The organism is Marinobacterium aestuarii (assembly GCF_001651805.1).
GTDB classification, from domain to species: domain Bacteria; phylum Pseudomonadota; class Gammaproteobacteria; order Pseudomonadales; family Balneatricaceae; genus Marinobacterium_A; species Marinobacterium_A aestuarii.
Map to the genome: position 1 here is coordinate 2100318 of NZ_CP015839.1, position 25795 is coordinate 2126112.

The following is a 25795-nucleotide window of genomic DNA, read 5'->3' on the forward strand; positions in this document are numbered from 1 at the left end:
GTGTGAACGGCGGTTTTAGTAGGTGTATATACCTATAGTGTCGACACTTTATATCAATATGACTGTTGACCTCTGTTTTAAGCGGCGTTATGGTGGCGTTACTTAAACATTGTCGACAGTCTTCAGTTCTCGAGTCCTTATGACAGACAAAACGATTGTACGGTCAATACAGATGGAAACCCGAACACTGGCGGATCGCGTCTGTGAAGAAATTGTCACCGCGATCGTCAAGGGTGAGATGCCACCGGGTTACAAGATCAGTGAACCGGAGCTGGCGCGGGTTTACGGCATCAGCCGTGGGCCCTTGCGCGAAGCCATGCGGCGCCTCGAAGGTCTGCGCCTGATCGAGCGCAAGCCCCATATCGGTGCCCGGGTGGTTAAGCTGTCGGCCAATGAGCTGGTTGAAATCTACCGGGTGCGCGAGGCCCTTGAGGGCATGGCGTGCCGGCTGGCGGCCGAATTTATGACCGAGGCCGAAATTCAGGGCTTGCGGGATCTGCTGGATGCGCACGAGCGTTCGGTGGAAGAACTCGAAGGTCGGGCCTATTTTCAGAAGGAAGGCGATCTGGATTTTCATTTCCGCATCGTGCAGGGCAGCAAGAACGCCAAGCTGCTGGAAATTCTCGGCAGCGATCTTTACCACCTGGTACGCATGTACCGCTATCAGTTCAGCGTTTCCAGTTCGCGCCCCAAAAGGGCGCTCAAGGAACACCGCCAGATCGTGGATGCGATTGATGCGCGGGATCCCGAGCTGGCGGAATTGCTGATGCGTCGCCACATCAGTGCGGCCCGTCGCAATATCGAAAACAAACTCGAAGCCGTGAGCTCCACTGCGGGTGAAAATCATGGCTGACAACCAACCCTAGCGCTGGACGTCGCGTTGCCTCAACGTTGAACACAGACTGGATAACCCGAATCAGAATCTGGGAGAAAAACATGGCTGACAAACTTACCGCAGGCGGACGCTTTCGCAAGGCACTGGCTGAAAACAAGCCGCTGCAGATCGTTGGCACCATCAATGCTTACCACGCCATGATGGCCACCCGTGTCGGGCACCAGGCCATTTACCTCTCCGGGGGCGGTGTGGCCAATGCGTCCTACGGTCTGCCTGACCTTGGCATGACCTCCCTGAACGATGTGCTGGAAGATGTGCGTCGCATCACCAACGCGGTGGAAACACCGCTGCTGGTCGATATCGACACCGGCTGGGGTGGCGCCTTCAACATTGCCCGTACGGTGCGGGAAATGATCAAGGGCGGCGCGGCGGCCGTGCATATCGAAGACCAGGTGGCGCAAAAGCGCTGCGGTCATCGCCCTAACAAGGAAATCGTATCGCTGGACGAAATGGTCGACCGCGTCAAGGCGGCGGTGGATGCCCGTACCGACGATGATTTCTTCATTATTGCCCGTACCGACGCCTTCCAGCAGGACGGTCTGAATGCGGCGGTTGAGCGCGCCCAGGCCTGCCTGGAAGCCGGTGCCGATGGCATCTTTGCCGAAGCCGTGCATACGCTGGAAGACTACCGCGCTTTCACTGACGGTATTAAGGGTGCGCACCTGCTGGCCAATATCACCGAATTCGGTGCTACGCCGCTGTTCAACAAGCAGGAGCTGGCCGATAACGGCGCCAGCATGGTGCTCTACCCGCTGTCCGCCTTTCGGGCGGCCAACAAGGCGGCGCTGAATGTGTTCGAACATCTGCTGCACGACGGCGATCAGCGCGCCGTGGTCGACAGCATGCAGACCCGCATGGAACTGTACGATTTCCTGAACTATCACGATTTCGAGCAGAAGCTCGATGCGCTCTTCGCCGAAGGCAAGAACAAGTAACAGCGACGCCGGGCGAGTGAGGCTGTTAGGCAAGATTCAATTCGACTATACGGGCAGCGCCACAGCCGTTGCCCCAAATAACAAGGAGAGACAGGATGGCTGAAGCAAAACAACTGAGCGGCGCCGGTCTTCGTGGTCAGTCTGCCGGCGCAACTGCGCTCTGTACCGTGGGTCAGTCCGGTGCCGGTCTGACCTACCGTGGCTATGATATTAGCGAACTCGCCGACAAGGCGCAGTTTGAAGAAGTGGCCTACCTGCTGCTGTACGGCAAGTTGCCTAACCGGGCTGAACTTGACGCATACATCACACGGCTCAAGGGTTATCGTGGTCTGCCCCAGGCGCTGAAAACCGTGCTGGAGCAGATTCCGGCGGATGCCCATCCGATGGATGTCATGCGTACCGGCTGCTCAATGCTGGGCAACCTGGAAACCGAACACAGCTTTGCCGAACAGCATGATCACATTGATCGCATGCTGGGCAGCTTCCCGTCGATCATCTGTTACTGGTACCGCTACAGCCACGATGGTGTGCGCATTGACACCACAGCGCCCGAGGTCGATTCCATAGGCGGTCATTTCCTGACCCTGCTGCGCGGTGAAAAGCCTAACGAGCTGCATGAGCGCGTCATGAACGTGTCGCTGATTTTGTACGCCGAGCACGAATTCAATGCCTCGACCTTTGCGGCCCGCGTCTGTGCCTCCACGCTGTCCGACATACATTCCAGCGTTACGGCGGCCATAGGCACGCTGCGTGGCCCGCTGCATGGCGGCGCCAACGAAGCCGCCATGGAAATGATCGAGAACTGGACGTCGGCGGACGAGGCCGAGCGCGAAATCATGGGCATGCTTGAGCGCAAGGAAAAGATCATGGGCTTTGGTCACGCGATCTACCGTGAGTCCGACCCGCGCAATGCCCTGATCAAAAAATGGTCCAAGCGGCTGGCTGACGAAGTGGGTGATACAGTGCTGTACCCGGTCTCCGAACGTTGCGAAGCTGTGATGTGGCGCGAGAAGAAGCTGTTCTGCAACGCCGACTTCTTCCATGCTTCGGCCTATCACTTCATGGGGATCCCGACCAAGCTGTTTACGCCGATCTTTGTGTGTTCCCGCGTCAGCGGCTGGACCGCCCACATTATCGAGCAGCGTGCCAACAACCGCATTATCCGCCCCAGCGCCGATTATACCGGCCCTGAGCACGCGGACTGGATTGCGATCGAAGATCGCGCCTGATATCCCTGGCGCTCGTACCGCGAGCGCCCTGTTCACTTTTATGCTCAGCCAGACAGCCGCCAGCAATATTCCCTGAGGAGTGATGCGGGTGCTATCTGGCAGAGCACCACTCGATGGAGTCCCGGCGCCATGAACACTCAATACCGCAAATCCCTGCCCGGCACCGATCTGGATTATTTCGACACCCGTGCCGCCGTCGAAGCGATCCAGCCTGGCGCCTACGCCCAGCTTCCCTATACCTCCCGTGTGCTGGCCGAAAACCTGGTGCGCCGTTGCGATCCTGCGACCCTGACCGATTCCCTGAAACAGTTTATCGAGCGCAGGCGTGATCTGGATTTCCCTTGGTATCCCGCCCGTGTTGTCTGCCACGACATCCTGGGTCAGACCGCGCTGGTGGATCTTGCCGGCCTGCGTGATGCCATTGCCGAGCAGGGCGGCGATCCGTCCAAGGTTAACCCGGTGGTGCCGACCCAGCTGATCGTCGACCACTCCCTGGCCGTTGAGCACGGCGGTTTTGAAAAGGATGCCTTTGACAAGAACCGCAGCATCGAAGATCGCCGCAATGAAGACCGTTTCCACTTTATTAACTGGACCAAGAAGGCGTTCAAGAACGTCGACGTGATTCCGCCCGGCAACGGCATCATGCACCAGATCAACCTCGAGAAAATGTCACCGGTTATCCAGGCCCGTGAGGGTGTCGCCTTTCCCGATACCCTGGTGGGTACGGACAGCCACACGCCCCACGTGGATGCCCTGGGCGTTATCGCCATCGGCGTCGGCGGCCTGGAAGCGGAAAGCGTGATGCTCGGCCGCGCCTCCTGGATGCGCCTGCCCGACATCATTGGTGTCGAGCTGACCGGTACCCGCCAGCCTGGCATTACCGCCACCGATATAGTGCTGGCGGTCACCGAATTCCTGCGCGCCCAGAAGGTTGTATCCTCCTACCTGGAATTCTTCGGCGAAGGTGTGGCGGCGCTGACCTTGGGTGACCGGGCCACCATTTCCAACATGACGCCGGAGTTTGGTGCCTCGGCGGCGATGTTCTACATCGATGACCAGACCATCGACTACCTGCGTATTACCGGTCGTGACGATGACCAGGTCAAGCTGGTGGAAAACTACGCCAAAACCACCGGCCTCTGGGCAGACAGTCTGGTGGATGCGCAGTACGAACGTGTGCTGACATTCGACCTGTCGAGCGTAGGCCGCAATATCGCCGGCCCCTCGAATCCCCATGCGCGGGTTCCGACCTCCGAGCTTGCCGCCCGCGGCATCTCTGGTACGGTGGAAAACGAGCCCGGCCTGATGCCGGATGGCGCTGTCATTATCGCCGCTATCACCAGCTGCACCAACACCAGCAACCCGCGCAATGTCATTGCCGCAGGCCTGCTGGCGCGCAACGCCAATGCCCGTGGCCTGAGCCGCAAGCCCTGGGTGAAAACCTCCCTGGCGCCGGGCTCCAAAGCGGTGCAGTTGTACCTGGAAGACGCCAAGCTGCTGCCGGAGCTCGAGCAGCTGGGCTTTGGCATCGTCGGTTTTGCCTGCACCACCTGTAACGGCATGAGCGGCGCGCTGGACCCGAAAATCCAGCAGGAAGTCATCGACCGCGACCTCTATGCAACGGCGGTACTGTCAGGTAACCGCAATTTCGATGGCCGCATTCATCCCTATGCCAAGCAGGCCTTCCTGGCTTCACCGCCGCTGGTGGTGGCCTACGCCATCGCCGGAACCATCCGCTTTGATATCGAAAAGGATGTGCTGGGCATCGACAAGGATGGCCAGCCGGTGACACTGAAGGATCTGTGGCCGAGTGATGAAGAGATTGATGCGATTGTGAAGGCCAGCGTCAAGCCTGAGCAGTTCCGCCAGGTCTATATCCCGATGTTCGCCGTCGAGGAGGATAACGGTGAGCAGGTGATGCCGTTGTACGACTGGCGCCCGCAGAGCACCTATATTCGCCGTCCGCCCTACTGGGAAGGCGCCCTGGCCGGCGAACGTACCATGAAAGGCATGCGCCCGCTGGCGGTGCTGGGCGACAACATCACCACCGACCACCTGTCGCCCTCCAATGCGATTCTGCTGGACAGCGCCGCTGGTGCCTACCTGCACAAGATGGGCCTGCCGGAGGTGGACTTCAACTCCTATGCCACCCACCGCGGCGACCACCTGACGGCGCAGCGCGCAACCTTTGCCAACCCGAAACTGTTCAATGAAATGGTGCAGGAAAACGGCAAGGTGAAGCAGGGCTCACTGGCGCGTATCGAGCCCGAAGGCAAGGTCTCCCGCATGTGGGAGGCGATTGAGACTTATATGGAGCGCAAGCAGCCGCTGATCATCGTGGCCGGTGCTGACTATGGCCAGGGATCGTCCCGCGACTGGGCGGCCAAGGGTGTGCGCCTGGCCGGGGTTGAGGTCATTGTGGCCGAAGGCTTCGAGCGTATCCACCGCACCAACCTGGTGGGCATGGGGGTATTGCCGCTGGAGTTTATGCCCGGTGAGAACCGTCATACTTACGCCATCGATGGTACCGAAACCTATGATGTGATCGGCGAACCCACCCCCCGTGCGGAGCTAACGCTGGTGATTAACCGTCGCAACGGTGAGCAGGTCGAGGTGCCGGTGCGCTGCCGCCTGGATACTGCCGAGGAAGTGTCAATCTATGCCGCCGGTGGCGTGCTGCAGCGCTTTGCGCAGGACTTCCTTGAATCTACTCTTAGCGCCTGATCGTTACTCAAAGGGTTTGCGGGGCGCGGTTGCGCGCGCCGCGGGCTCGTCAGGAGCTTTTCACCACGGGACCGCTTTCAAAGGAACAGCTGCCATGGCTCATGTCGCTCAAGTAAAAATTGCCGCTACCTATATGCGTGGCGGCACCAGCAAGGGTGTGTTTTTTAACCTGGATGATCTTCCGGCGTCGGCCCAGACACCGGGCAAGGCGCGTGATGCGCTCTTGCTGCGCGTTATCGGCAGTCCCGATCCCTACGGCAAACAGACCGATGGCATGGGGGGCGCCACTTCCAGCACCAGCAAGACTGTCATCCTGTCCAAAAGCACTCAGCCGGATCACGATGTCGATTACCTGTTCGGCCAGGTCTCTATCGACAAGCCCTTTGTCGACTGGAGCGGCAATTGCGGCAACCTCACCGCGGCGGTCGGCTCCTTTGCCATCAGCAGCGGCCTGGTTGATGCCAGCCGTGTGCCTGAAAACGGTGTCGCCGTTGTGCGGATCTGGCAGGTGAATATCCGCAAGACCATCATCGCCCATGTCCCCATTACGGATGGTGCGGTGCAGGAGACCGGTGACTTTGAACTGGACGGCGTGACCTTCCCGGCGGCGGAAGTGCAGGTCGAGTTCATGGACCCGGCCGACGGCGACGGCGCCATGTTCCCGACCGGTAACCTGGTCGATGAGCTGGAAGTACCGGACGCGGTGGTCGCCGGCGGCGTGATTCGGGCGACCCTGATCAATGCCGGTATACCGACGATCTTCGTCAATGCCTCCGATCTTGGCTACACCGGTACCGAGTTGCAGGATGCCATCAACGGTGATGACCAGGCCCTGGCCCGGTTCGAAACCCTGCGCGCCCATGGTGCGCTGCGCATGGGGCTGATTTCAAATCTGGAGGAAGCCGCCACGCGTCAGCATACGCCCAAGGTGGCCTTTGTCGCGGGTCCTGCCGACTATGTGTCGTCCAGCGGCAAGCCGGTCTCCACTGACGATGCAGACCTGCTGGTGCGGGCACTGTCCATGGGCAAGCTGCACCATGCCATGATGGGGACAGCGGCGGTGGCCATCGGTACGGCGGCGGCGATACCGGGCACCCTGGTGAACCTGGCCGCCGGCGGCGGTGAGCGCCATGCGGTGCGCTTCGGGCACCCCTCTGGCACCCTGCGAGTTGGTGCCCAGGCGACCCGGGTCGATGGCGACTGGGTGGTGCAAAAAGCGGTCATGAGCCGCAGTGCCCGGGTGCTGATGGAAGGCTGGGTGCGTGTGCCGGGCGATGTATTCTGAGGCGCTATCCTGAAGGTTAGGGGGGCGGCCGCCCCCGGGGAGCAGGAAAATGTCCGATACCTTTGATCTGAACGAGCGTCCGGATTACGACCGGGTCATCCAGGATATCGCCGATTATGTGCTGAACTACGAAATCGAGAGCCCGGAGGCGTTGGATACCGCCCGAAACTGCCTGATGGATACCCTGGGATGCGGCTTGCTGGCGCTGCGATTCCCTGAGTGTACCAAGCTCCTGGGACCGATAGTGGAAGGTACGGTCGTGCCCAACGGTGCCCGCGTGCCGGGTACCCGGTTGCGGCTGGATCCGGTCAAGGCGGCCTGGGATATCGGCTGTATCATTCGCTGGCTCGATTACAACGATACTTGGCTTGCGGCCGAGTGGGGTCACCCATCCGACAATCTTGGCGGCATCCTGGCGGTGGCGGACCATCTGTCTCAGGTTCGCAGCGCCCAGGGCAGGGCGCCGTTGATGATGCGTGAGGTGCTCGAGGCCATGATCAAGGCCCACGAGATCCAGGGGGTTATCGCGCTGGAAAACTCATTTAACCGCGTTGGTCTCTGCCACGTGCTGCTGGTCCGCGTCGCCTCCACGGCGGTGGTGACCAAACTGATGGGTGGCGACCGCGATACTATCATGGCAGCGCTGTCCCAGGCCTGGGTCGATGGTTCGGCGCTGCGGACCTATCGTCACGCGCCGAATGCCGGATCCCGAAAGTCCTGGGCGGCGGGGGACGCCACCTCCCGCGCCGTGCGACTGGCGGACCTGTCGATGCGCGGTGAAATGGGTATCCCGGGTGTACTGAGTGCCAGGCAGTGGGGCTTTTATGACGTGTCTTTCAGCAAGACCTGCGCCGACCAGCAGAGCAAGCCTGAGGGTGAGCGCCAGTTCAGCCTGCCGCAGCCCTATGGCAGCTATGTGATGGAAAACGTGCTGTTCAAGATCTCCTTCCCGGCCGAGTTCCACGCCCAGACCGCTGCCGAAGCCGCTGTGTGTCTGCACCCGCAGGTGAGGCATCGACTGGATCAGATCGAGAAGATCGTGATCCGGACCCACGAATCAGCCATTCGGATTATCTCCAAGGTCGGTGCGCTGGCCAATGCCGCTGATCGCGATCACTGCCTGCAGTACATGATCGCCGTACCCCTGGCGTTCGGTAACCTCATGGCTGAACACTATGAGGACGATTTTCACGCCGCCCATCCGATTATCGATGAACTGCGCAACAAGATGGTCATTGTCGAAGACAAGCGCTACACCGCGGAGTACCTGGAAGCGGACAAGCGCTCCATTGCCAATGCCATCCAGGTGTTCTTTGTTGATGGCAGCAGTACCGACGAGGTAGCTGTCGAGTATCCGCTGGGACATCGCCGTCGTCGTGCCGAGGGCATACCGCTGCTGGAAGACAAGTTCAGGGCGAATCTGGCCACGCGTTTTCCGGCGGCGCGCAGCAAACAAATCTTTGATCTGTGCAGGGATCAGGTCGCGCTGGAAGCCATGCCGGTTAACGCCTTTATGGACCTGTTCGTAATCTGAATTGATTGGCCGCTGGTACCTGTTGCCGAAGGCGCTGTCAGTTTCGCTGCCAGGTCTTTCTATTCAGCGGTGTGTTTATCGGCATGAGGGGGCTTCAGATCTGGCGTACCAAACGGGCTTCGGAAATGATACGGGTGGCGATTTCCTCCACCGAAAAGGTGGTGGTATTGATGTACGGGATCTGTTCCTGGCGAAACAGTCGCTCGATGGTGCGCACCTCCAGGGTGCACTGATCGAGGGATGCGTAGCGGCTGTTGGCGCGGCGTTCGTGGCGAATGGCCGCCAGCTGAAAGGGGTCTATGGTAAGGCCGTACAGCTTGGCGCGGTGGGGCTCCAGGGAATCGGGCAGGCCCTGCAGCGCCATGTCCTCTTCGGTGAAGGGGTAGTTGGCCGCACGGATACCGTATTGCATCGCCATATAAAGGCAGCTGGGCGTTTTGCCTGAGCGCGACACGCCCACCAGAATGATGTCGGCGCGGTCGTACTGCTGAGTGCGGGCGCCATCGTCGTTGTCGATGGCGAAATTAACCGACTCTATCCGGTCCTTGTAGCGGTTCATTTCCTGGATGCCGTGGGATTTGCCAACCGTATAGGTTGAGTGCACACCCAGCTCCTTCTCCAGAGGCTTGATGAAGGTCGCGAAGACATCGATCATCATGCCGTTGCACTGGGCAATGCAGGCGCGTATGTCTTCATTGACGATGGTGTCCAGAATGATGGGCCGAACCTGATCCTCTTCTATCGCCGCGTTGATCTGCAGTGCCACCGCATGGGCCTTTTCAAGGGTGTCTATATAGGGCAGTGTGACCTTTTTGAACTCGATGCCATCGAACTGCGACAGCAGGCTGTTGCCCAGGGTTCCGGCGGTAATTCCGGTGCCGTCCGAAATAAAGAATGCGGTACGTTTCATGGCGTGCGTCCAGGTTTTGGGGCCGTTGGGATGGCGGCTTAGCGGCTTGCAAACCGCTGAATTTTGGCACTATAACAGATTTTTACGTAGTTAAATTACATCCCCGGAGGCGGCGATTTTCTGCTAAAACTGCAGTATTATCCCGGCTGCTTCCGTCGTTTGCGGACAGTTTGGCAGTACTCACGAAGGGCAACAGGAGAACGCATTTTGCAGCATTATGTACAGCGGCTGGACCAGGTTGGTATGGCAGATGTCGATACAGTGGGCGGGAAAAATGCATCTTTGGGCGAAATGATCAGCCAGCTGAGTGCGGCCGGTGTCCGGGTGCCTACGGGGTTTGCCACCACGGCCCAGGCGTATCGGGATTTTCTGGCGTTTGAGGGTCTTTCGCAGCGCATCCAGGATACGCTCGAAACACTGGATGCCAGCGATGTGCAGGCGCTGGCGGTTACCGGTCGCAAGATCCGCCAGTGGATTCTCGAAGCACCGCTGCAGCCGGAGCTTGAGGGTGCCATTGAAACCGCCTTTGCCGAAATGACCCAGGGCAACGCCGAAATGGCGGTGGCAGTACGTTCATCCGCCACGGCGGAAGACCTGCCGGACGCCTCCTTTGCCGGCCAGCAGGAAACCTTTCTGAACATCCGCGGCCTGGACAACGTCAAGCATGCTATCCGCGAAGTATTTGCGTCCCTGTATAACGACCGCGCCATCTCCTACCGCGTGCATCAGGGCTACGATCATATCGATGTTGCCCTGTCCGCCGGTATTCAGCGCATGGTGCGTAGCGAAACCGGTGCTGCGGGCGTCATGTTCACGCTGGATACGGAATCCGGCTTTCAGCACGCGGTCTTTATCACCTCCGCCTATGGCTTGGGCGAAACCGTGGTGCAGGGCGCAGTGAACCCCGATGAATTCTATGTCTTCAAGCCGACGCTGAGCCAGAAGGTACCCTCAATCCTGCGCCGCAATCTGGGCTCCAAGGCGATCAAGATGATCTATACGGCGGATGGTCGTGCCGGCAAGGCGGTGGCAACCGTTGAGGTGCCCCAGGCGCAGCGCAGCCAGTTCTCCATTACCGACGCTGATGTCGAAGGCCTGGCGCGCATAGCGGTCATTATCGAAAACCACTATGGCCGGCCTATGGATATCGAGTGGGCCAAGGACGGTGATGACGGCCAGCTGTATATAGTGCAGGCGCGGCCTGAAACGGTCAAAAGCCGTGCTCCGAGCAATGTAATCGAGCGTTATCTGTTAAAAGAGAAAGGTAAGGTGCTGGCCCAGGGGCGCTCCATTGGGCACCGTATCGGCTCTGGCCCTGTGCGCCTGGTGAGCGATCTGAGCCAGATGCATCTGGTGCAGCAAGGTGATGTGCTGGTCGCCGACATGACTGACCCGGACTGGGAGCCCGTCATGAAGCGCGCGGCGGCCATCGTCACCAACCGCGGTGGTCGTACCTGTCATGCGGCCATCATTGCCCGTGAACTCGGGATTCCAGCCATCGTCGGTTGTGGCGATGCTACCGAACTGCTGACTGAAGGTCAGCCGGTGACGGTGTCCTGCGCGGAAGGCGATACCGGCTGGGTGTACGAGGGGGAGCTGAGCTTCGAACATCAGACCAACAGGGTGGTGTCCATGCCGCCGTTGCCATTCGATGTGATGATGAACGTCGGCAATCCGGACCGCGCCTTTGATTTTCAGGCACTGCCCAACGCCGGTGTTGGTCTGGCGCGACTGGAATTTATCATCAATCGCATGATCGGTGTGCATCCCAAGGCGCTGCTGAATTTCGACAGTCAAACGCCGGAACTGCAAGAGACCATTAGGCGTCGTACCGCAGGCTATGCAGGCCCGGTGGAGTTTTATATCGACAAGCTGGTGGAGGGCATTTCGACCCTGGCGGCGGCCTTCTACCCGAAAAAAGTCATAGTGCGGATGTCGGACTTCAAGTCCAATGAGTACAGCCATCTGATCGGCGGCGCCGAGTTTGAGCCCAGCGAAGAAAACCCGATGCTGGGGTTCCGCGGTGCGGCGCGCTATATCTCGGAGTCGTTCCGTGACTGCTTTGAGCTTGAGTGCCGGGCGCTGAAGTACGTGCGTGACATCATGCGCCTGACCAACGTCGAGATCATGATTCCCTTTGTCCGCACCCCGGGGGAAGCACGTCAGGTAGTCGAACTGTTGGCCGACAACGGGCTGCGCCGGGGGGAGAATGGTCTGCGTTTGATCATGATGTGCGAAATTCCCTCTAACGCGCTGCTGGCTGATCAGTTCCTGGAATATTTTGACGGTTTCTCCATCGGTTCCAACGACCTGACTCAGCTGACCCTGGGGCTGGATCGCGATTCTGGCGTGATCGCGCACCTGTTTGATGAGCGCAATGAGGCGGTGAAAAAACTGCTGTCCATGGCAATAGAGGCCTGTCGCAGTAAGGGCAAGTATATCGGCATCTGTGGCCAGGGCCCGTCTGATCACCCGGACCTGGCCCAGTGGCTGATGGAGCAGGGGATCAACAGCGTATCCCTGAACCCGGACTCGGTACTGGATACCTGGTTCTTCCTGGCCAACCACCTGAAAGGCGCAGCGCAGCCTCAGGCGTAAGGGTCTGTCACTCATAGTACGATTGTCATGAAATGCGCGCTTTAATGGCTGGCAGCAATGGGCTGTCAGTCTGGCCGCCGCAGTCGAAGTGGCTGCCTGGCAATGGATGGCAGTAGCGATCTGGCTGCGACAGGGTAGTGCAGTCTTCCCTGTCTTTTGTGTTTGCCCTGTTGTTTTGACGGGGTGCGATAAATATTTCCACAATGATTCGGCGGCCTTAGGGCCGCTTTTTTTGATCTGTATTTTATACCGTTATCTTGCGCTGTGACTCGGATTGAGCGCGCAGTGGTTTGGCGGTTAACAGGCCGTCACCCTGGGTCTCTATTCAGAGCACGCACTCGACATGGGCTGGCAGGGGCATGGCGGCGAAGGTCTGTCGCAGCAGTTGCAGCATGGCGTGGGCGGCGGGGCTGAGGGAGCGTCCGCGGCGGCGGATGATGTAAAGGTCGCGGTAGATGGCGGGCTCCGACAGCGGCCGGAAGGCGAGGTGCTCGAAGGAGCGCGTGCCGGCGGCCAGTGCCGGCAGTACGGACAAGCCGATGCCGGCTTCTACCAGTGCGGCCAGGCCCGCAGGGTTGGACACTTCGATGGCCGGGCGATCGAGCCCCAGGCGGATGGCGTTGCCGGCCGGTGTTTGCGCCAGCTGGGCGCGAATGCCGGTATCGGCCGAGAGCATCAGCAGCTCTTCGTCTGCCAGTGCCTGCCAGGGCAGAGGGGTTTCTGGGGGGGGTGTCGAGCCTGATGAGTCGGCCAGGACGGGCTTTTCAAAACGGTGACCGCGGCTGAATACCACGCCAAAGCGGTCACGCAGAATGGGGGTGTAGCTCAGGTCGGGCTGGTCGGAGTGGTTGCCCCCCACGCCGAAGTCCACATCGTTGGCCAGTACGTGCTGTTCGATGCCGGCGGCGCTGTCGTCGCGCAGCAGAATGCCGATATTGGCATGGCGCGCACGGTAGGCTTGCACCACCGTCGGTAGCAGGCAGGCGATGGTGGAGGGCGACGCTGCTATGCCCACCTGGCCATGCTGGTATTCCGCCACGGCCTGCAAGTCGGACAGCGCGGTATCGAAATCCGATAGCAGTCGTTCGGCCACGGGCAGGAAACGCTCGCCCTCGGGGTTGAGCAGTACCCGCCGGGTCGTGCGGTCCAGCAGTCTCAGGCCGCTTTGCTGCTCCAGCTGCTTGATGGTGGCGGTGAGCGATGACTGGGTCAGATGCAGGTGCTTGGCAGCCTGGGTAAAACTGCCCTGGTGGGCAACGGCTACAAAGGCGCGCAGATGCCGGATCGAAAGATTATTCGCCATTAGTTATTAATCTATAAAATTTTAGCGTTTGAATGATAAATGCGAATTCTGCATCATAGCGTCCATACAGACAATCCCGCGTACCCATACACCCGGGATGCGATAGCGAGGACGCGCGAGCCCATGATTCCGCACATCAGGCATATCGATACTACGGCCCCCCTTTACCTGGAGTTTATCGAGCAACTGCAGCAGCAGGGATTCGGGGGTGATACCAGCCCGGATTACGCTAACCGGGTGGTGCAGTCCACCGACAACAGTATTTACCAGATGCTGCCCCAGGCCGTGGTCTATCCCGCTTCCGTTGAGGACCTGATGCTGATCGCACGGCTGTCCAGTCTGCCGCGTTTCAGTCGCCTGCGCATGAGTCCCCGCGGTGGCGGCACCGGCACCAACGGCCAGTCGCTCAGCGATGGTCTGATCGTCGATACCTCGCGGCACATGAACCGAATCATTGAGATCAATGCCAAGGAGCGCTGGGTACGGGTGCAGGGCGGGGTGGTCAAGGATCAGCTCAATGCGGCTCTCAAACCCTATGGCCTGTTTTTTGCGCCTGAGCTGTCAACCAGCAACCGCGCCACCATTGGTGGCATGATCAACACCGATGCCAGTGGTCAGGGTTCCTGTCTGTACGGCAAAACCCGCGACCATGTGCTGGAGCTGCGCTCGGTGCTGCTTGATGGCAGTTTCTGGGAGTCCAAGCCACTGAGCGACGCCAAGCTGCAGAAAATTCAGGCGCGGGAAGATCTGGTGGGTGAGGTACACCGGCTGGTGGACGCAATCTACTCGGATAAAAAAGAGCTGATCGAGGCCCGCTTTCCCAAGCTCAACCGTTGCCTCACCGGTTACGACCTGGCTCATATCCGCGACGAGAAGGGGCGCTTTAACCTCAACTCGGTGCTTTGTGGCTCGGAAGGCTCGCTGGCGTTTATCGCTGAGGCCAAGCTCAATGTACTGCCCATCCCCAAATATTCCGCCCTGGTTAACGTCAAGTACGACAGCTTTGAAAGCTCCCTGCGCGATGCCAAGGCACTGATGGCTTGGGGCCCGACATCCCTGGAAACGGTGGATTCGCGGGTGCTGAATCTGGCCATGGGCGATATCGTGTGGGATTCGGTGAGCGATTATTTCCCGCATCATGAGGGCGAGCCCGATATTCAGGGCATCAACCTGGTGGAATATACCGGCGACGATGAAACGCAGCTGCGGGCCGATGTCGCTGTGCTGGTGGCGCACCTTGAGCAGGTCAGTGGCCAGCCGGGTCGGAGCTTCGGTCATACGGTGGTGTTCGGCGCCGCCGAGATTGGCAAGATCTGGGGCATGCGCAAAAAGGCCGTGGGTCTGCTGGGCAATGCCGAAGGCGACCGGCGGCCGATTCCCTTTGTGGAAGATACGGCGGTGCCGCCGGAAAACCTGGCGGACTTCATCATGGAGTTTCGTGCCGTGCTGGATGCCCGGGGTCTGACCTACGGCATGTTCGGTCATGTGGATGCCGGTGTGCTGCATGTGCGCCCGGCCATCGACATGAAGGATCCGGCGCAGGAGGGCCTGGTGCGCGAGGTCACCGATGAAGTGGTGCGCCTGACGCAGAAATACAAGGGTCTGCTCTGGGGTGAGCATGGCAAGGGTGTGCGTTCGGAGTATTCGCCCGAGTTCTTTGGCGAACTCTACCCCGAACTGCAGCGCATCAAGGGCGCCTTCGATCCACATAATCAGCTCAACCCCGGCAAGATCGCGACGCCGATGATCGATGGCGCCGAGCTGCTGAAAATCGATGGCGTGCCCACCCGCGGCCAGCATGACCGCCAGGTCGGCGAGGCGGTGCGCAAGAGTTACGACTCCGCCATGAACTGTAACGGCAATGGTGCCTGCTTCAATTACGACCCCAATGACGCCATGTGCCCGTCCTGGAAGGGCACCCGCGAGCGTATTCATTCACCCAAGGGGCGTGCGTCCCTGGTGCGTGAATGGCTGCGCCTGATGTCCAATCAGGGCGTGGATCTGAATGATGCCAGTGCCCAGGTGCGGCGCTCGTCCTTTATTGGCGGCCTGCCGCAGCGCATTCGCAACAGCCTGCGCAAGCGTCGTGGCGAATATGATTTTTCCAACGAGGTGCATAGCTCGATGATGGGCTGCCTGGCGTGCAAGTCCTGCGTGGGGCAGTGCCCGATCAAGGTCAATGTGCCGGACTTTCGCGCGCGCTTTCTGGAGGTCTATTACGGCCGTTACCTGCGCCCGCTGAAGGATTATGTGGTGGGTAGTCTGGAATACATGATCCCGACCCTGGCGCGTTTTCCGGGGCCCTACAACTGGGTCATGGACAATATGCTGGTGAAGCGCTTCTTCAGAAGTCAGATTGGCATGGTCGACAGTCCGTCGATTTCGACCCTGGATCTGCAGTCCAGCCTGCGCCGCCGCGGCATTGAGCTGGCAACGCCGGAACAGGTGGCGAGTCTGTCCGAGGCGCAGCGCAGCAAGGCGGTGGTTATAGTGCAGGATGCCTTCACCAGCTATTTTGAAACGGGGCTGGTGCTGGATCTGGTGGATTTGCTCAGCCGGCTCGGTTTCTATGTGCTGGTGGCGCCGTTTCGTCCCAATGGCAAGCCGTTGCATGTACACGGTTTTATGGGGGCCTTCGAGAAAGCGGCGCAGCGCAATGCGCAGATGCTCAACGCGCTGGCCGACAGCGGCCTGCCGCTGGTGGGCATCGATCCCTCCATGACCCTGACCTACCGCCAGGAATACGCCTATGCGCTGGCTACTGACAAGCTGCCCCCGGTGCGGCTGGTGCAGGAATGGCTGGTGGAGCAGCAGGCGGTGCTGGAGGCGGCTGGCAAGAGTATGCCGGCAGGGCACTTCAAGCTGCTGGCCCACTGCACCGAGAAGACCTCGGCGGCGCCGTCCATTCGCAACTGGCAGCAGATTTTTTCGGCCATGGGGCAGCGTCTCGAACTGCTGGCGGTGGGCTGCTGTGGCATGTCCGGCACCTACGGTCACGAGAGCGCCAATCTTGAAACATCGCGGCGTATCTATGATCTGAGCTGGCGTGAGCCTGTGAACGATGCCGAAAACCACGAGCGGCTGCTGGCGACCGGTTATTCGTGCCGCAGCCAGGTGAAGCGCCTGGACGATCAGGAAGTACCGCACCCGGTGCAGGCGCTGCTGGAACAGCTGTGCCAGGCGAGGGTCTGATTAGCCGCTAATCTTCTGCAAAGAGCTAACGAAAAGGCGCCCGTGTTTTGCACGGGCGCCTTTTTTGCAGGGGTTGGTTAGGTCAGCGCCTTGGGGGGAATGCGGCGACCTGTACTGCGGCCTTATTTTTCAACGAAGGCGCGTTCGATCACATAGTGGCTCTGTTCGCCATGGCGTGATTCGCTGAAACCCCAGTCGTTCAGAATGTCGCAGGTTTCCTTCAGCATGCTCGGGCTGCCGCAGATCATGAAGCGGTCATCCTCGAGGTTGGGCTGTGGCAACCCCAGGTCGCTGAACAGCTTGCCGCTGCGCATCAGGTCGGTCAGGCGACCCTGATTACGGAAGGACTCGCGGGTGACCGTCGGGTAGTACAGCAGCTTTTCGCGGATTTCCTCGCCGAAAAATTCGTTGTTCGGCAGTTCTTCCAGTATGGTCTGCTGATAGGCCAGTTCTGATACCGAGCGTACGCCGTGGGTCAGAATCACGCGGTCGTAGCGATCATAGATTTCAGGGTCGCGGATAATGCTCATAAAGGGTGCAAGGCCGGTTCCGGTGCTGAGCAGGTACAGATTACGTCCGGGCAACAGGTGGTCGGCCACCAGGGTGCCGGTCGGTTTGCGGCTGATCAGCACCTCGTCACCAACCTGCAGGCGCTGCAGGTGAGAGGTCAGTGGGCCGTCCTGTACCTTGATGCTGAAGAATTCCATTTCGTCTTCGTAGTTGGCACTGGCAATACTGTAAGCGCGCATTAGCGGGCGCCCTTCGAGCTCCAGGCCGATCATGGTGAAATGGCCGTTCTTGAAGCGAAAACCCGGATCACGGGTTGTGGTGAAGCTGAACAGTGTTTCGTTCCAGTGGTGTACGGCGGTAACCGTTTCGCGATTGTGGCTGCTCATGCTGTCGTGTCCTTCACCCTGTGGCGATGCTTATAACTTAATGACCGCAAGAGTAGCGCTATCTATAACCATTTGTAAAAATGGATTTATCAATAACCTTTATCGGTTTTAGCGATTATGAAGTACACCCTGCGTCAACTTCAGGTGTTTCTGGCTGCGGCTCACAGCCAGAACATCACCCGTGCGGCCGAGGAGCTGGCGATGTCGCAGTCTGCTGCCAGTGGTGCCCTGCGTGAACTCGAAACCCACTTTGATATCCAGCTGTTTGACCGTGTCGGCAAGCGCCTGCAGTTGAATGAGCTGGGGCGCCTGCTGCAGCCCAGAGTCGAGGCGCTGTTGGCTCAGGCGCTGGAGCTGGAGATGGCGCTGTTGCAGCATGCCGAGGCTGGGCCGCTGAAAGTGGGTGCCACGCTGAGCATCGGCAATTACCTGGCCGTGGAGATCATGGCGCGCTACATGAGGGACCATCCCGATGCGAGGGTCACACTGGATGTCGAGAACACCGCCGCCATTGCCGACAAGGTGCGCAACTTCGAGCTGGATATTGGCCTGGTGGAAGGTGAGGTGCAGCATGCGGATCTCGAAGTCATTCCCTGGCGCGAGGACGAACTGGTGGTGTTCTGCGGCGCGGATTATGCGCTGGCCGGCGCAGGTGCGCTCAGCGACGCGCAGCTACTGGCGGTGCCCTGGATACTGCGTGAAGGCGGCTCCGGCACGCGCCAGGCGTTTGATCGTGCGCTCTATGGCTTGATGCCACAGATGCATATTCTGCTGGAGCTGCAGCACACAGAGGCGATCAAACGGGCGGTGCAGGCGGGGCTTGGCGTTGGTTGCCTGTCCAGGGTGACGCTGGAAGATGCCTTTAGTCGCGGCGATCTGGTACCGCTGGAGGTGCCGGGGCGCGATTTTAGGCGCCTGTTCTACTTTGTCATGCATCGGCAGAAATACCGCAGTGCGGGCCTGGTGCGTTGGATTCAGCTGTGTCGTGAGGCTTGATGGTAGCGGCGGTCGCTGACATATAATCGTAATGCAGGCGTGCTACAAAGCGGCTTTTAGGCAGATTTCGGCGGATCCATCTCCATGTGGCAGATTGTTGTGCAGTTCCTGATGCTGGGCTGCGTCAGTTTTGGTGGCCCGGCCGCCCATATCGGTTACTTTCGCAATCATTTTGTAGAGCGCCTGGGCTGGCTCGATGAGCGCAGTTTTGCCGAGCTGCTGGCGCTGTGCCAGTTTCTGCCGGGGCCCGCGTCCAGTCAGCTGGGGTTTGCCATCGGCTATAGGCGCGGCGGTATATTGGGTGGCTGCTGCGCCTTTTTGGGTTTTACGCTGCCCTCAGTGTTGCTGATGCTCTCCCTGGCCGCTGGCGGTGGCTGGTTGCTGGATCAGACCTGGTTTGATTCTGTGCTGCACGCTCTGAAGTTGCTGGCGCTGGTGGTGGTGACAGATGCCCTTTCGGGCATGGCGCGGTCTTTCTGTAATGGTCGGCTTGTGCTGGTCATCGGGCTGTTCGGCGCCATGGTGGCACTGCTGTTGCCCGGTATCGCCGCACAACTTGCGGTACTGGTGCTGGCGGCGGCTGTCGGTGCCGGTTGGCTGGGGAGAACGGGAAAATCCGTGCAGTCCGGTGCTGCGCTGCCTGCGGCCGAATCCAACGCGGCTGGCAGGCAGCGCTGGGCACTGTTGCTGTTTGGATGTCTGCTGGTGCTGTCATGGCTGGCTACCGAATCAGGCTTGGCGGGGGTAGCGGCGGATTTCTATCAGACCGGCAGTTTGGTGTTTGGCGGTGGTCACGTGGTGCTGCCATTGCTGCAGGCGCAGCTGGGCGCGGATCTGGCGCCATCCCAGTTCCTGCTCGGATACGCCGCCGCCCAGGCCGTGCCGGGGCCCATGTTTACCCTGGCGACCTTTCTGGGGTACGAGCTGGTGCCGCAGGCGCCGGTGCTGGGCGCGCTGCTGGCAACCCTGGCGGTGTTTCTGCCGGGGTTCCTGGTGCTGATTGCGGCGCTGCCCGATTGGCATCGCTGGGTGGCCAGGCCCGCGCTCGCCGGGGCCGTGGCGGGTGTTAATGCGGTGGTGGTGGGCTTGTTGCTGGCGGCGCTGTATCAGCCGGTGTTTGTCAGCGCCGTCACCGGCGGGCGAGACCTGGCGCTGGCGCTGGCAGGGCTCTATCTGTTGCGTGGCGTGGGGCTGGGGGTTATTGCCCTGGTGCCGCTGGCGATCATTGCGGGTCTGCTCCTGCTCTGATGACCGTGTTTTAGGGGCGAGGCGGGTTGCTTCCGGCTGCGGTAGTGCGCGCAAGAAAGCGGTCGAGCTGGTTGGCGAAGGCCTGTCGGTCGGTGTTGCCCAGCGTTGCCGGTCCGCCGGTCTGAATGCCGGAGCTGCGCAGGGTTTCCATAAAGTCCCGCATCGACAGGCGCTGGCGAATGTTTTCCTTGGTATAGAGCTCGCCCCGTGGATTGAGCGCCCAGGCGTTGTTGTCGATGACCTCGGCCGCCAGCGGAATGTCGGCGGTAATGACCAGGTCGCCGGGCTGCAGTTTGCTGACGATGGTGTTATCGGCGACATCAAAGCCGCTGGCCACCTGAATGGCATCGATCAGGCTGCCTGGTGGCGTGCTCATGAACTGGTTGGCGACCAGCGTCATGCGTGTATTGGTGCGCTGTGCGGCCCGGAACAGAATGTCCTTGATCATTTTGGGGCAGGCATCGGCGTCGACCCAGATGTGCATGGTGGTTGTGCTCCCTGTTGGCTGTGGATGAGGGGGGTTCTGTGGATGCCATTATCAGCCGTTATCCTGCCATGGTGGTAGTGCATTTGTGCGCTTGATCGCTGATCATGGCGTTTTGCCATGGTCGCTGAGCGGCCGATATTCATCTCAAGGAGTTTCTGATGGACGATCTTTTACCCGAACTGTGTGACCATTTTGAAGAACTGGTACAGGTGGTTGAGCCCATGTTCGGCAACTTTGGCGGCCGTGGTACCTTCGGTGGCGAGATTGTCACCATCAAGGCGTTTGAGGATAACTCCAGGGTGCGTGAACAGGTAGCGCTGCCCGGTGAGGGCAAGGTGCTGGTTGTCGATGGGGGGGGCTCCATGCGCCGTGCCATGCTGGGCGACATGCTGGCTGAGAAAGCGGCGGATAATGGCTGGGAAGGCATCGTGATCTATGGCTGCATCCGTGACGTTAACGCCATCGCCGATCTGGATCTGGGCGTGCAGGCGCTTGGCAGTCACCCGCTGAAGACCGAGAAACGGGGTCTGGGGGATGTCAATGTGCCGGTCACCTTCGGTGGTGTGACCTTCCGTCCGGGGGAGTACGTGTACGGTGACAATAACGGCCTGCTGGTAAGCCCGCAGAAGCTCGAGCTGCCGCAGGGCTGACGTGTGTCCGGGTGCCCGCAGCTCGCTGCTGGCGCCTGTCCGCTGTCTACACTGAGGGTGTGCGCCGCAGGCGTTGTTGCCCGGGTGTTCATGCTGAATTCAACAACCGGGTGCATGCTGATGTCTGTGAAGGTTTTACCTGGCGCGGGTCTCGCGGTTCAGGCAATGGAGGCATATGAATGAGAACTGCTGATGTTCTGGTGATAGGCGCAGGCCCCTGCGGTCTGTTTCAGGTGTTCGAGCTGGGCCTGCTGGGGCTCAATGCCATAGTGGTGGAGGCGCTGGAGCAGCCCGGCGGCCAGTGCGCCGAGCTTTATCCGCAAAAACCTATTTTCGATATCCCTGCCATTCCCGAAATCAGCGGTGCCCAGCTGACGCAGAGCCTGCTGCGCCAGATCGCGCCTTTTAAGGCGCAGTTCTGTTTTGGTGAACGTATTGAGCAGCTTGAGCCACGGGGCGAGCGATTCTGGCTGCGTGGCAACAAGGGGACTGAATTTGATGTTGCCGCCGTGGTAATCGCCGCCGGTGCCGGGGCCTTTCAGCCGGTGCGCCTCAAGCTGGAGGGGATCGAAAGGCTTGAGGGTGATCAGCTGTTCTATGCCGTCAAGGATCGGGCGCAATTTCAGGGCAAGGATCTGCTGGTCTTCGGTGGGGGTGACTCGGCGCTGGACTGGGTCATGGCGCTGGTGTCTGAGGCTCGCTCTGTGGTGCTGGTGCACCGCTCCGAGCGTTTTCGGGCCCAGCCTGCACTGGTGGAGCAAATGCATGCATTGTGCGAGCAGGGGCGCATGCGCTTTGTCGCGGGGCGGGCAAGCGACTATCGTCTCTCTGATGGGCGCCTCACAGCGGTTGAGCTGACCGACAGTGAAGGGCGAACCCGCTGGCAGGAGGCCGACAGTCTGCTGGTGTTCTTTGGCATGGTGCCGGATCCCGGGCCTGTGAAGCACTGGGGCCTGGCGATGGATGCCAATCAGCTGCAGGTGGATACCGAGCGTTTCGAGACCTCGTTGCCGGGCGTGTTCGCCATCGGTGATATCAATACCTATCCTGGCAAGAAAAAATTGATTCTGAGCGGTTTTCATGAGGCGGCGCTGGCGGCCTTCGCCATCAAGTCGCGACTGGAGCCCGGCAAGAAGGTGCATCTGCAGTACACCACCACCAGTCCGCTGCTGCGTCGGCGTCTGGGTGTGGATGCCGACTCTTAGCCTGTCTTGCTGATCAGCTGTTGCTGCATCTGGGGGCTGTTGAGCATGTCGGCCAGGCTGTATTGGGCCAGGCTGGCCATAAAGACGCGCTGGGCTTCGGCCAGGGCACTTTGCAGGTTGCAGATGCCAGCCAGGCGGCAGGGCTGGGACTCGCAGTCGATCAGCGGGCTGGTGCCTTCGGTCTGGCTGATAATGGCACCGAGGTTGATGTCGGCTGGAGCCATGTTCAGCTTGAGCCCGCCGTTTTGTCCGCGGTAGGTTTTAAGGTGGCCGCTTTTGGACAGCGCATGCACCACCTTGCGCAGGTGTTCCACCGATATCTGGTAGAAGTCGGCAATCTCGTGCAGGGTTGACAGGCGCTCGTTGTTGATGGCGACATAAAACAGTACCCGCAGGGTGTAGTCCGTGAAGCGGCTCAGTTGCATGCTGGTATCCTGAAAAATGTTTTCTAAATATACGTTGGGTGGCCCGTGGACTGCAACTTTAGCAGCCTGTCGGGCTTGGCCGGTCGTAGCGAGGGAAAGTCCGTTTTGAGGCAGTTTTTGAGTTCTTTTGAGACGAATAGTGGTTCTATTTAACAATAAAGAGCGCGAAAAATGACCAAAATCGGCATTTCCGCAGTAGATCAGTGGTAAGTCCGACAGGCTGCTGCTGCCTTGCGCCGGCTGACGCATTGCTGCATTCTTTGCCGCCTTGGGACTGAACGGGGTTGCTGTTGTGTATAAATTGCTGATTTTCGATTGGGATGGAACCGTCATCGATTCTGCCGCTCGAATCATTTCGAGCATGCAGCGCTCGGCACTGGACCTTGGGCTGGAGCCGCTGGATGCCGAGGCGATCCGCAATATCATCGGCCTGGGGTTGCCAGAGGCGATACAAGCGCTGGTGCCGGGTATCGATGCCGCAGGTATCGAGGGCATGCGCGAGCGCTATGCGCATTACTATGTCACAGGTGACGATACACCCACCCATTTGTTTGCCGGCGCCCGCGGCAGTCTGGAGAGCCTGCATCTCAAGGGCTATCGGCTGGCGGTGGCCACGGGCAAGAATCGCCATGGGCTGGATCGGGTATTTGCACAGACGGGGCTCGGCTATCTGTTTGAGTTGTCGCGCTGCGCCGATGAAACTACCTCCAAGCCCGACCCGCACATGCTGCACGAGATACTGCAGCAAACGGGGGTTGATGTGTCGCAGGCGTTGATGATCGGTGATACCGAGTATGATCTTGAAATGGGTCATAGGGCCGGCATGGCGACGGTGGCGGTGAGCTATGGCGCTCACCATATTGACCGGCTCAAGCCCTGGCGGCCGGTGCTGGAGATCGATAATTTTCCGGAGCTGGAACACTGGCTCGACGAACAGACATTATCCTGACAGGAGCACTTTGTGGCCGATAATCCCTGGGACGAAAAAATGGATGACAAGTTGCAAGCGACGGTAGACAAGGCACAGGACGGCGGCAAGCGCGAATGGCGCCTGATCGAAAAACTGCTGATGGGGTTGCACGCCGAGCAGCGCCGCAGCCGGCGCTGGGGCATTTTCTTCAAGTTGCTGACCTTTGGCTACCTGTTCGGCATTCTGGCGATCTTCCTGATCGGCAAGGATCTGGGGCATGAGGTGCTGACCAAGGAGCACACGGCCATCATTGATGTGCGCGGTCCCATTGCTGATGGCGAAGAGGCCAGTGCCGACAATATAGTCGGGGCCCTGCGTGCCGCGTTCAAGGAGCCCAAGTCCCGCGCTGTGATCATGCGCATCAACAGCCCCGGCGGCAGCCCGGTACAGTCGGGTTATGTGTATGATGAAATCAAGCGCCTGCGCGGGCTTTATCCGCAGAAGAAACTCTATGCCGTCATCAGCGATATAGGCGCGTCAGGGGCCTATTACATGGCGGCGGCGGCGGATGAGATTTACGCCGACAAGGCGAGTCTGGTCGGTTCCATTGGCGTGACCTCGGCGGGTTTTGGCTTTGTGGAGCTGATCGACAAGCTCGGTGTGGAGCGCCGTGCGCTGGTCTCCGGTGAGCACAAGGCTTTTCTTGATCCGTTCAGCCCGCTAAAAGACAGCGAACGGCGTTTCTGGGAGGAAGTGCTGGGCACCACCCATCAGCAGTTTATTGATCAGGTACGTGCCGGGCGCGGTGACCGACTCAAGGGAGATGACAGTCTCTTTAGTGGTCTGATCTGGACCGGCGAGCAGGCGCTGAAACTGGGGCTTATCGACGGGCTTGCCAGCAGCAGCATGGTTGCGCGGGATATCGTCGGGCAGGAAGAGCTGGTTGAGTACGGCTCCAAGCTTTCAGCCCTGGAGAAGCTGGTCGACCGGCTCGGCGTGAGCGTTTCCAGGTCCCTGGCCACAGAGCTCGGCCTGGGCAGCATGGGCACGCTGCGCTAAGGGGTGCCTGCTTGAGGCCCGCGGCATAGGCGGCATCGACAAAAAGGGAGGCTTAGGTCTCCCTTTTTTGTGCGCGGGCGTTTTTACAACACCTGAATGCCGGCATTTTCCAGCATCCGTACCAGGCGTATCAGGGGCAAGCCGATCAGACTGTTGGGGTCGTCGCCCTCCAGACGCTCAAAGAGCGCGATGCCGAGCCCTTCGGCCTTGAAGCTGCCGGCGCACTGGTAGGGCTCCTCGCGGTCGAGATAGCGTTCGATCTGCTGTTCGCTGAGAGCGCGAAAATGTACGTGAAAGTCGATCGCATCGATCTGGCTGTGCTGACTGTTGCTGTTCAGCAGGCACAGGCCTGTGACAAAGCGTACGCTGCGGCCCGATGCGCGCAGCAGTTGGGCGCGGGCTTTGTCACGCGTGAGGGGCTTGCCGATAATGTCACCCTCGAGCACCGCGACCTGGTCTGAGCCAATAATGAGGGCATTGGGTGTCGTTCTGGCGATGGCGCGGGCCTTCTCCAGTGCCAGGCGCCGTACCAGGTCTTCGGCGCCTTCGCCCGGCTGTGGGCTTTCATCAATATCGGGGCTGATGCATTCATAGGGCAGCTGTAATTTGTCGAGCAGGGCGCGTCTGTAGGCGGAACTCGAGGCCAGGATCAGTTTATTCATCAGTGAATGCCATTTCAGCGTTACAGGGGGTTCTATACGTCGTAGAATACCAACCCGAATTAATCCTGTGGAAGCCCTCTGTTTTTCTTTGACAGTCAGGGTTTTGCACCCTAGAATTGCGCGCTTATGTCGTACGGACCATTACCGAAAAGAGTTGACCCGCGAAAGCTTGCCGAACGGGAAGTACGTATTCAGGGGCTTGCCAGCCTGAATGGAATGCCACGCTTGTCGTCTTACCTTGTTGAGGAAGAAGGCGAGATCACCGTGGATCTTCTGTTTTCTCTGGATCCTCAGCGAATTCGTACAGTTTCGGGCAATGCACAAGGCAGGGTCCACATGACGTGTCAGCGCTGTCTGGAGTCCGTCGAGATTGATGTTGAGGCCAGCTTTAATCTGGCAGTCGCGCCCAGCGAGGAAGTGGCTAAAACATTGCCACGTCATTATGATCCGCTGATCGTTGAGGACGAAGATATCGAACTCTGGTCTGTCGTGGAGGAGGAGTTGATCCTAAACCTCCCGGTGGTGCCTTATCACGACGACTGTAGTATTCAGACCTCCTTCGGGGAAATCGCCCCGGAAGATGGGAAGTCACAAAAACCTAACCCGTTCAGTGTATTGGCCAGGCTGAAGGCCGACGCTGACAAGAGTTGAA

21 protein-coding genes are annotated in these 25795 nt (G+C 59.7%); 15 read left to right on the top strand and 6 right to left on the bottom strand.

What is annotated here, in order from left to right; genetic code table 11:
* The first annotated feature begins 172 nt into the window (after window positions 1-172).
* The 6 genes from A8C75_RS09225 to prpD all read left to right on the top strand — a co-directional run bounded on the left by A8C75_RS09225 (window position 173) and on the right by prpD (window position 8602).
* Window positions 173-853, top strand: coding sequence for a GntR family transcriptional regulator (locus A8C75_RS09225; protein WP_084783907.1), 681 nt, complete (start codon window positions 173-175; stop codon window positions 851-853).
* An 83-nt stretch (window positions 854-936) separates the two neighbouring features.
* On the top strand, window positions 937-1830 hold the full coding sequence (gene prpB / locus A8C75_RS09230) for a methylisocitrate lyase (protein ID WP_067381092.1): 894 nt from the start codon (window positions 937-939) through the stop codon (window positions 1828-1830).
* Between the two features lie 95 nt (window positions 1831-1925).
* Window positions 1926-3059 carry a bifunctional 2-methylcitrate synthase/citrate synthase gene (gene prpC, locus A8C75_RS09235; RefSeq protein ID WP_067381095.1) on the top strand — a complete coding sequence of 378 codons (1134 nt, stop codon included), beginning with the start codon at window positions 1926-1928 and terminating at the stop codon, window positions 3057-3059.
* 129 nt (window positions 3060-3188) lie between these two features.
* A complete protein-coding gene (gene acnD / locus A8C75_RS09240; RefSeq protein ID WP_067381098.1) occupies window positions 3189-5783 on the top strand; it encodes a Fe/S-dependent 2-methylisocitrate dehydratase AcnD in 2595 nt (864 codons plus the stop codon).
* 94 nt (window positions 5784-5877) lie between these two features.
* Window positions 5878-7068 (top strand): 2-methylaconitate cis-trans isomerase PrpF, encoded by a 1191-nt coding sequence (prpF, locus tag A8C75_RS09245; protein WP_067381101.1) that lies wholly within the window; start codon window positions 5878-5880, stop codon window positions 7066-7068.
* Window positions 7069-7117: 49 nt separating this feature from the next.
* Window positions 7118-8602, top strand: coding sequence for a 2-methylcitrate dehydratase (prpD, locus tag A8C75_RS09250; protein ID WP_067381104.1), 1485 nt, complete (start codon window positions 7118-7120; stop codon window positions 8600-8602).
* A 94-nt stretch (window positions 8603-8696) separates the two neighbouring features.
* Here prpD and ppsR read toward each other — a convergent pair whose 3' ends face one another.
* Entirely contained in the window at window positions 8697-9512 is an 816-nt protein-coding gene (ppsR, locus tag A8C75_RS09255) for a posphoenolpyruvate synthetase regulatory kinase/phosphorylase PpsR (protein ID WP_067381106.1), read from the bottom strand.
* Between the two features lie 207 nt (window positions 9513-9719).
* Between ppsR and ppsA the strand changes: the two genes are divergently transcribed.
* Window positions 9720-12110: a phosphoenolpyruvate synthase gene (gene ppsA / locus A8C75_RS09260; protein WP_084783909.1), complete on the top strand. Its 2391-nt coding sequence runs from the start codon at window positions 9720-9722 to the stop codon at window positions 12108-12110.
* A gap of 325 nt (window positions 12111-12435) precedes the next feature.
* On the opposite strand, the gene A8C75_RS09265 is transcribed toward ppsA, so the two are convergent.
* On the bottom strand, window positions 12436-13413 hold the full coding sequence (locus A8C75_RS09265) for a LysR family transcriptional regulator (protein ID WP_067381109.1): 978 nt from the start codon (window positions 13411-13413) through the stop codon (window positions 12436-12438).
* 123 nt (window positions 13414-13536) lie between these two features.
* On the opposite strand from A8C75_RS09265, the gene ydiJ reads away from it, so the two are divergent.
* The gene (ydiJ, locus tag A8C75_RS09270; RefSeq protein ID WP_067381113.1) at window positions 13537-16605 is read left to right on the top strand and encodes a D-2-hydroxyglutarate dehydrogenase YdiJ; all 3069 of its coding nucleotides are present in this window, start codon (window positions 13537-13539) and stop codon (window positions 16603-16605) included.
* 122 nt (window positions 16606-16727) lie between these two features.
* Here ydiJ and A8C75_RS09275 read toward each other — a convergent pair whose 3' ends face one another.
* The gene (locus tag A8C75_RS09275; protein WP_067381117.1) at window positions 16728-17501 is read right to left on the bottom strand and encodes a ferredoxin--NADP reductase; all 774 of its coding nucleotides are present in this window, start codon (window positions 17499-17501) and stop codon (window positions 16728-16730) included.
* A gap of 117 nt (window positions 17502-17618) precedes the next feature.
* Between A8C75_RS09275 and A8C75_RS09280 the strand changes: the two genes are divergently transcribed.
* Window positions 17619-18497: a LysR family transcriptional regulator gene (locus A8C75_RS09280; protein ID WP_067381120.1), complete on the top strand. Its 879-nt coding sequence runs from the start codon at window positions 17619-17621 to the stop codon at window positions 18495-18497.
* Between the two features lie 84 nt (window positions 18498-18581).
* Entirely contained in the window at window positions 18582-19745 is a 1164-nt protein-coding gene (chrA, locus tag A8C75_RS09285) for a chromate efflux transporter (protein ID WP_067381123.1), read from the top strand.
* 10 nt (window positions 19746-19755) lie between these two features.
* On the opposite strand, the gene A8C75_RS09290 is transcribed toward chrA, so the two are convergent.
* On the bottom strand, window positions 19756-20229 hold the full coding sequence (locus A8C75_RS09290) for a YaiI/YqxD family protein (RefSeq protein ID WP_067381126.1): 474 nt from the start codon (window positions 20227-20229) through the stop codon (window positions 19756-19758).
* A 161-nt stretch (window positions 20230-20390) separates the two neighbouring features.
* Here A8C75_RS09290 and A8C75_RS09295 point away from each other — a divergent pair, with 161 nt between their 5' ends.
* Window positions 20391-20882: a putative 4-hydroxy-4-methyl-2-oxoglutarate aldolase gene (locus A8C75_RS09295; RefSeq protein WP_067381129.1), complete on the top strand. Its 492-nt coding sequence runs from the start codon at window positions 20391-20393 to the stop codon at window positions 20880-20882.
* A 179-nt stretch (window positions 20883-21061) separates the two neighbouring features.
* Entirely contained in the window at window positions 21062-22087 is a 1026-nt protein-coding gene (locus A8C75_RS09300; protein ID WP_067381132.1) for an NAD(P)/FAD-dependent oxidoreductase, read from the top strand.
* On the opposite strand, the gene A8C75_RS09305 is transcribed toward A8C75_RS09300, so the two are convergent.
* Window positions 22084-22512: an RrF2 family transcriptional regulator gene (locus A8C75_RS09305; RefSeq protein ID WP_067381135.1), complete on the bottom strand. Its 429-nt coding sequence runs from the start codon at window positions 22510-22512 to the stop codon at window positions 22084-22086. The genes A8C75_RS09300 and A8C75_RS09305 overlap by 4 nt on opposite strands.
* 292 nt (window positions 22513-22804) lie before the next feature.
* Between A8C75_RS09305 and A8C75_RS09310 the strand changes: the two genes are divergently transcribed.
* Together A8C75_RS09310 and A8C75_RS09315 are read left to right on the top strand one after the other, a co-directional pair.
* Window positions 22805-23461, top strand: coding sequence for an HAD family hydrolase (locus A8C75_RS09310; RefSeq protein WP_067381137.1), 657 nt, complete (start codon window positions 22805-22807; stop codon window positions 23459-23461).
* A 12-nt stretch (window positions 23462-23473) separates the two neighbouring features.
* A complete protein-coding gene (locus A8C75_RS09315) occupies window positions 23474-24481 on the top strand; it encodes a S49 family peptidase (RefSeq protein WP_227819871.1) in 1008 nt (335 codons plus the stop codon).
* Between the two features lie 83 nt (window positions 24482-24564).
* Here the strand turns inward: A8C75_RS09315 and A8C75_RS09320 are convergent, their stop codons facing one another.
* Window positions 24565-25143, bottom strand: coding sequence for a Maf family protein (locus tag A8C75_RS09320; protein ID WP_067381140.1), 579 nt, complete (start codon window positions 25141-25143; stop codon window positions 24565-24567).
* 126 nt (window positions 25144-25269) lie between these two features.
* Between A8C75_RS09320 and A8C75_RS09325 the strand changes: the two genes are divergently transcribed.
* The gene (locus tag A8C75_RS09325) at window positions 25270-25794 is read left to right on the top strand and encodes a YceD family protein (protein ID WP_067381143.1); all 525 of its coding nucleotides are present in this window, start codon (window positions 25270-25272) and stop codon (window positions 25792-25794) included.
* Window position 25795 lies beyond the last annotated feature (1 nt).

Excerpts from the sequence above, each read along its gene's own strand:
- A8C75_RS09225 (WP_084783907.1), top strand. The coding sequence starts at position 173 with ATGGAAACCCGAACACTGGCGGATCGCGTCTGTGAAGAAATTGTCACC.
- prpB (WP_067381092.1), top strand. The coding sequence starts at position 937 with ATGGCTGACAAACTTACCGCAGGCGGACGCTTTCGCAAGGCACTGGCT.
- prpC (WP_067381095.1), top strand. The coding sequence starts at position 1,926 with ATGGCTGAAGCAAAACAACTGAGCGGCGCCGGTCTTCGTGGTCAGTCT.
- acnD (WP_067381098.1), top strand. The coding sequence starts at position 3,189 with ATGAACACTCAATACCGCAAATCCCTGCCCGGCACCGATCTGGATTAT.
- prpF (WP_067381101.1), top strand. The coding sequence starts at position 5,878 with ATGGCTCATGTCGCTCAAGTAAAAATTGCCGCTACCTATATGCGTGGC.
- prpD (WP_067381104.1), top strand. The coding sequence starts at position 7,118 with ATGTCCGATACCTTTGATCTGAACGAGCGTCCGGATTACGACCGGGTC.
- ppsR (WP_067381106.1), bottom strand. The coding sequence starts at position 9,512 with ATGAAACGTACCGCATTCTTTATTTCGGACGGCACCGGAATTACCGCC.
- A8C75_RS09265 (WP_067381109.1), bottom strand. The coding sequence starts at position 13,413 with ATGGCGAATAATCTTTCGATCCGGCATCTGCGCGCCTTTGTAGCCGTT.
- ydiJ (WP_067381113.1), top strand. The coding sequence starts at position 13,537 with ATGATTCCGCACATCAGGCATATCGATACTACGGCCCCCCTTTACCTG.
- A8C75_RS09275 (WP_067381117.1), bottom strand. The coding sequence starts at position 17,501 with ATGAGCAGCCACAATCGCGAAACGGTTACCGCCGTACACCACTGGAAC.
- A8C75_RS09280 (WP_067381120.1), top strand. The coding sequence starts at position 17,619 with ATGAAGTACACCCTGCGTCAACTTCAGGTGTTTCTGGCTGCGGCTCAC.
- chrA (WP_067381123.1), top strand. The coding sequence starts at position 18,582 with ATGTGGCAGATTGTTGTGCAGTTCCTGATGCTGGGCTGCGTCAGTTTT.
- A8C75_RS09290 (WP_067381126.1), bottom strand. The coding sequence starts at position 20,229 with ATGCACATCTGGGTCGACGCCGATGCCTGCCCCAAAATGATCAAGGAC.
- A8C75_RS09295 (WP_067381129.1), top strand. The coding sequence starts at position 20,391 with ATGGACGATCTTTTACCCGAACTGTGTGACCATTTTGAAGAACTGGTA.
- A8C75_RS09300 (WP_067381132.1), top strand. The coding sequence starts at position 21,062 with ATGAGAACTGCTGATGTTCTGGTGATAGGCGCAGGCCCCTGCGGTCTG.
- A8C75_RS09305 (WP_067381135.1), bottom strand. The coding sequence starts at position 22,512 with ATGCAACTGAGCCGCTTCACGGACTACACCCTGCGGGTACTGTTTTAT.
- A8C75_RS09320 (WP_067381140.1), bottom strand. The coding sequence starts at position 25,143 with ATGAATAAACTGATCCTGGCCTCGAGTTCCGCCTACAGACGCGCCCTG.
- A8C75_RS09325 (WP_067381143.1), top strand. The coding sequence starts at position 25,270 with ATGTCGTACGGACCATTACCGAAAAGAGTTGACCCGCGAAAGCTTGCC.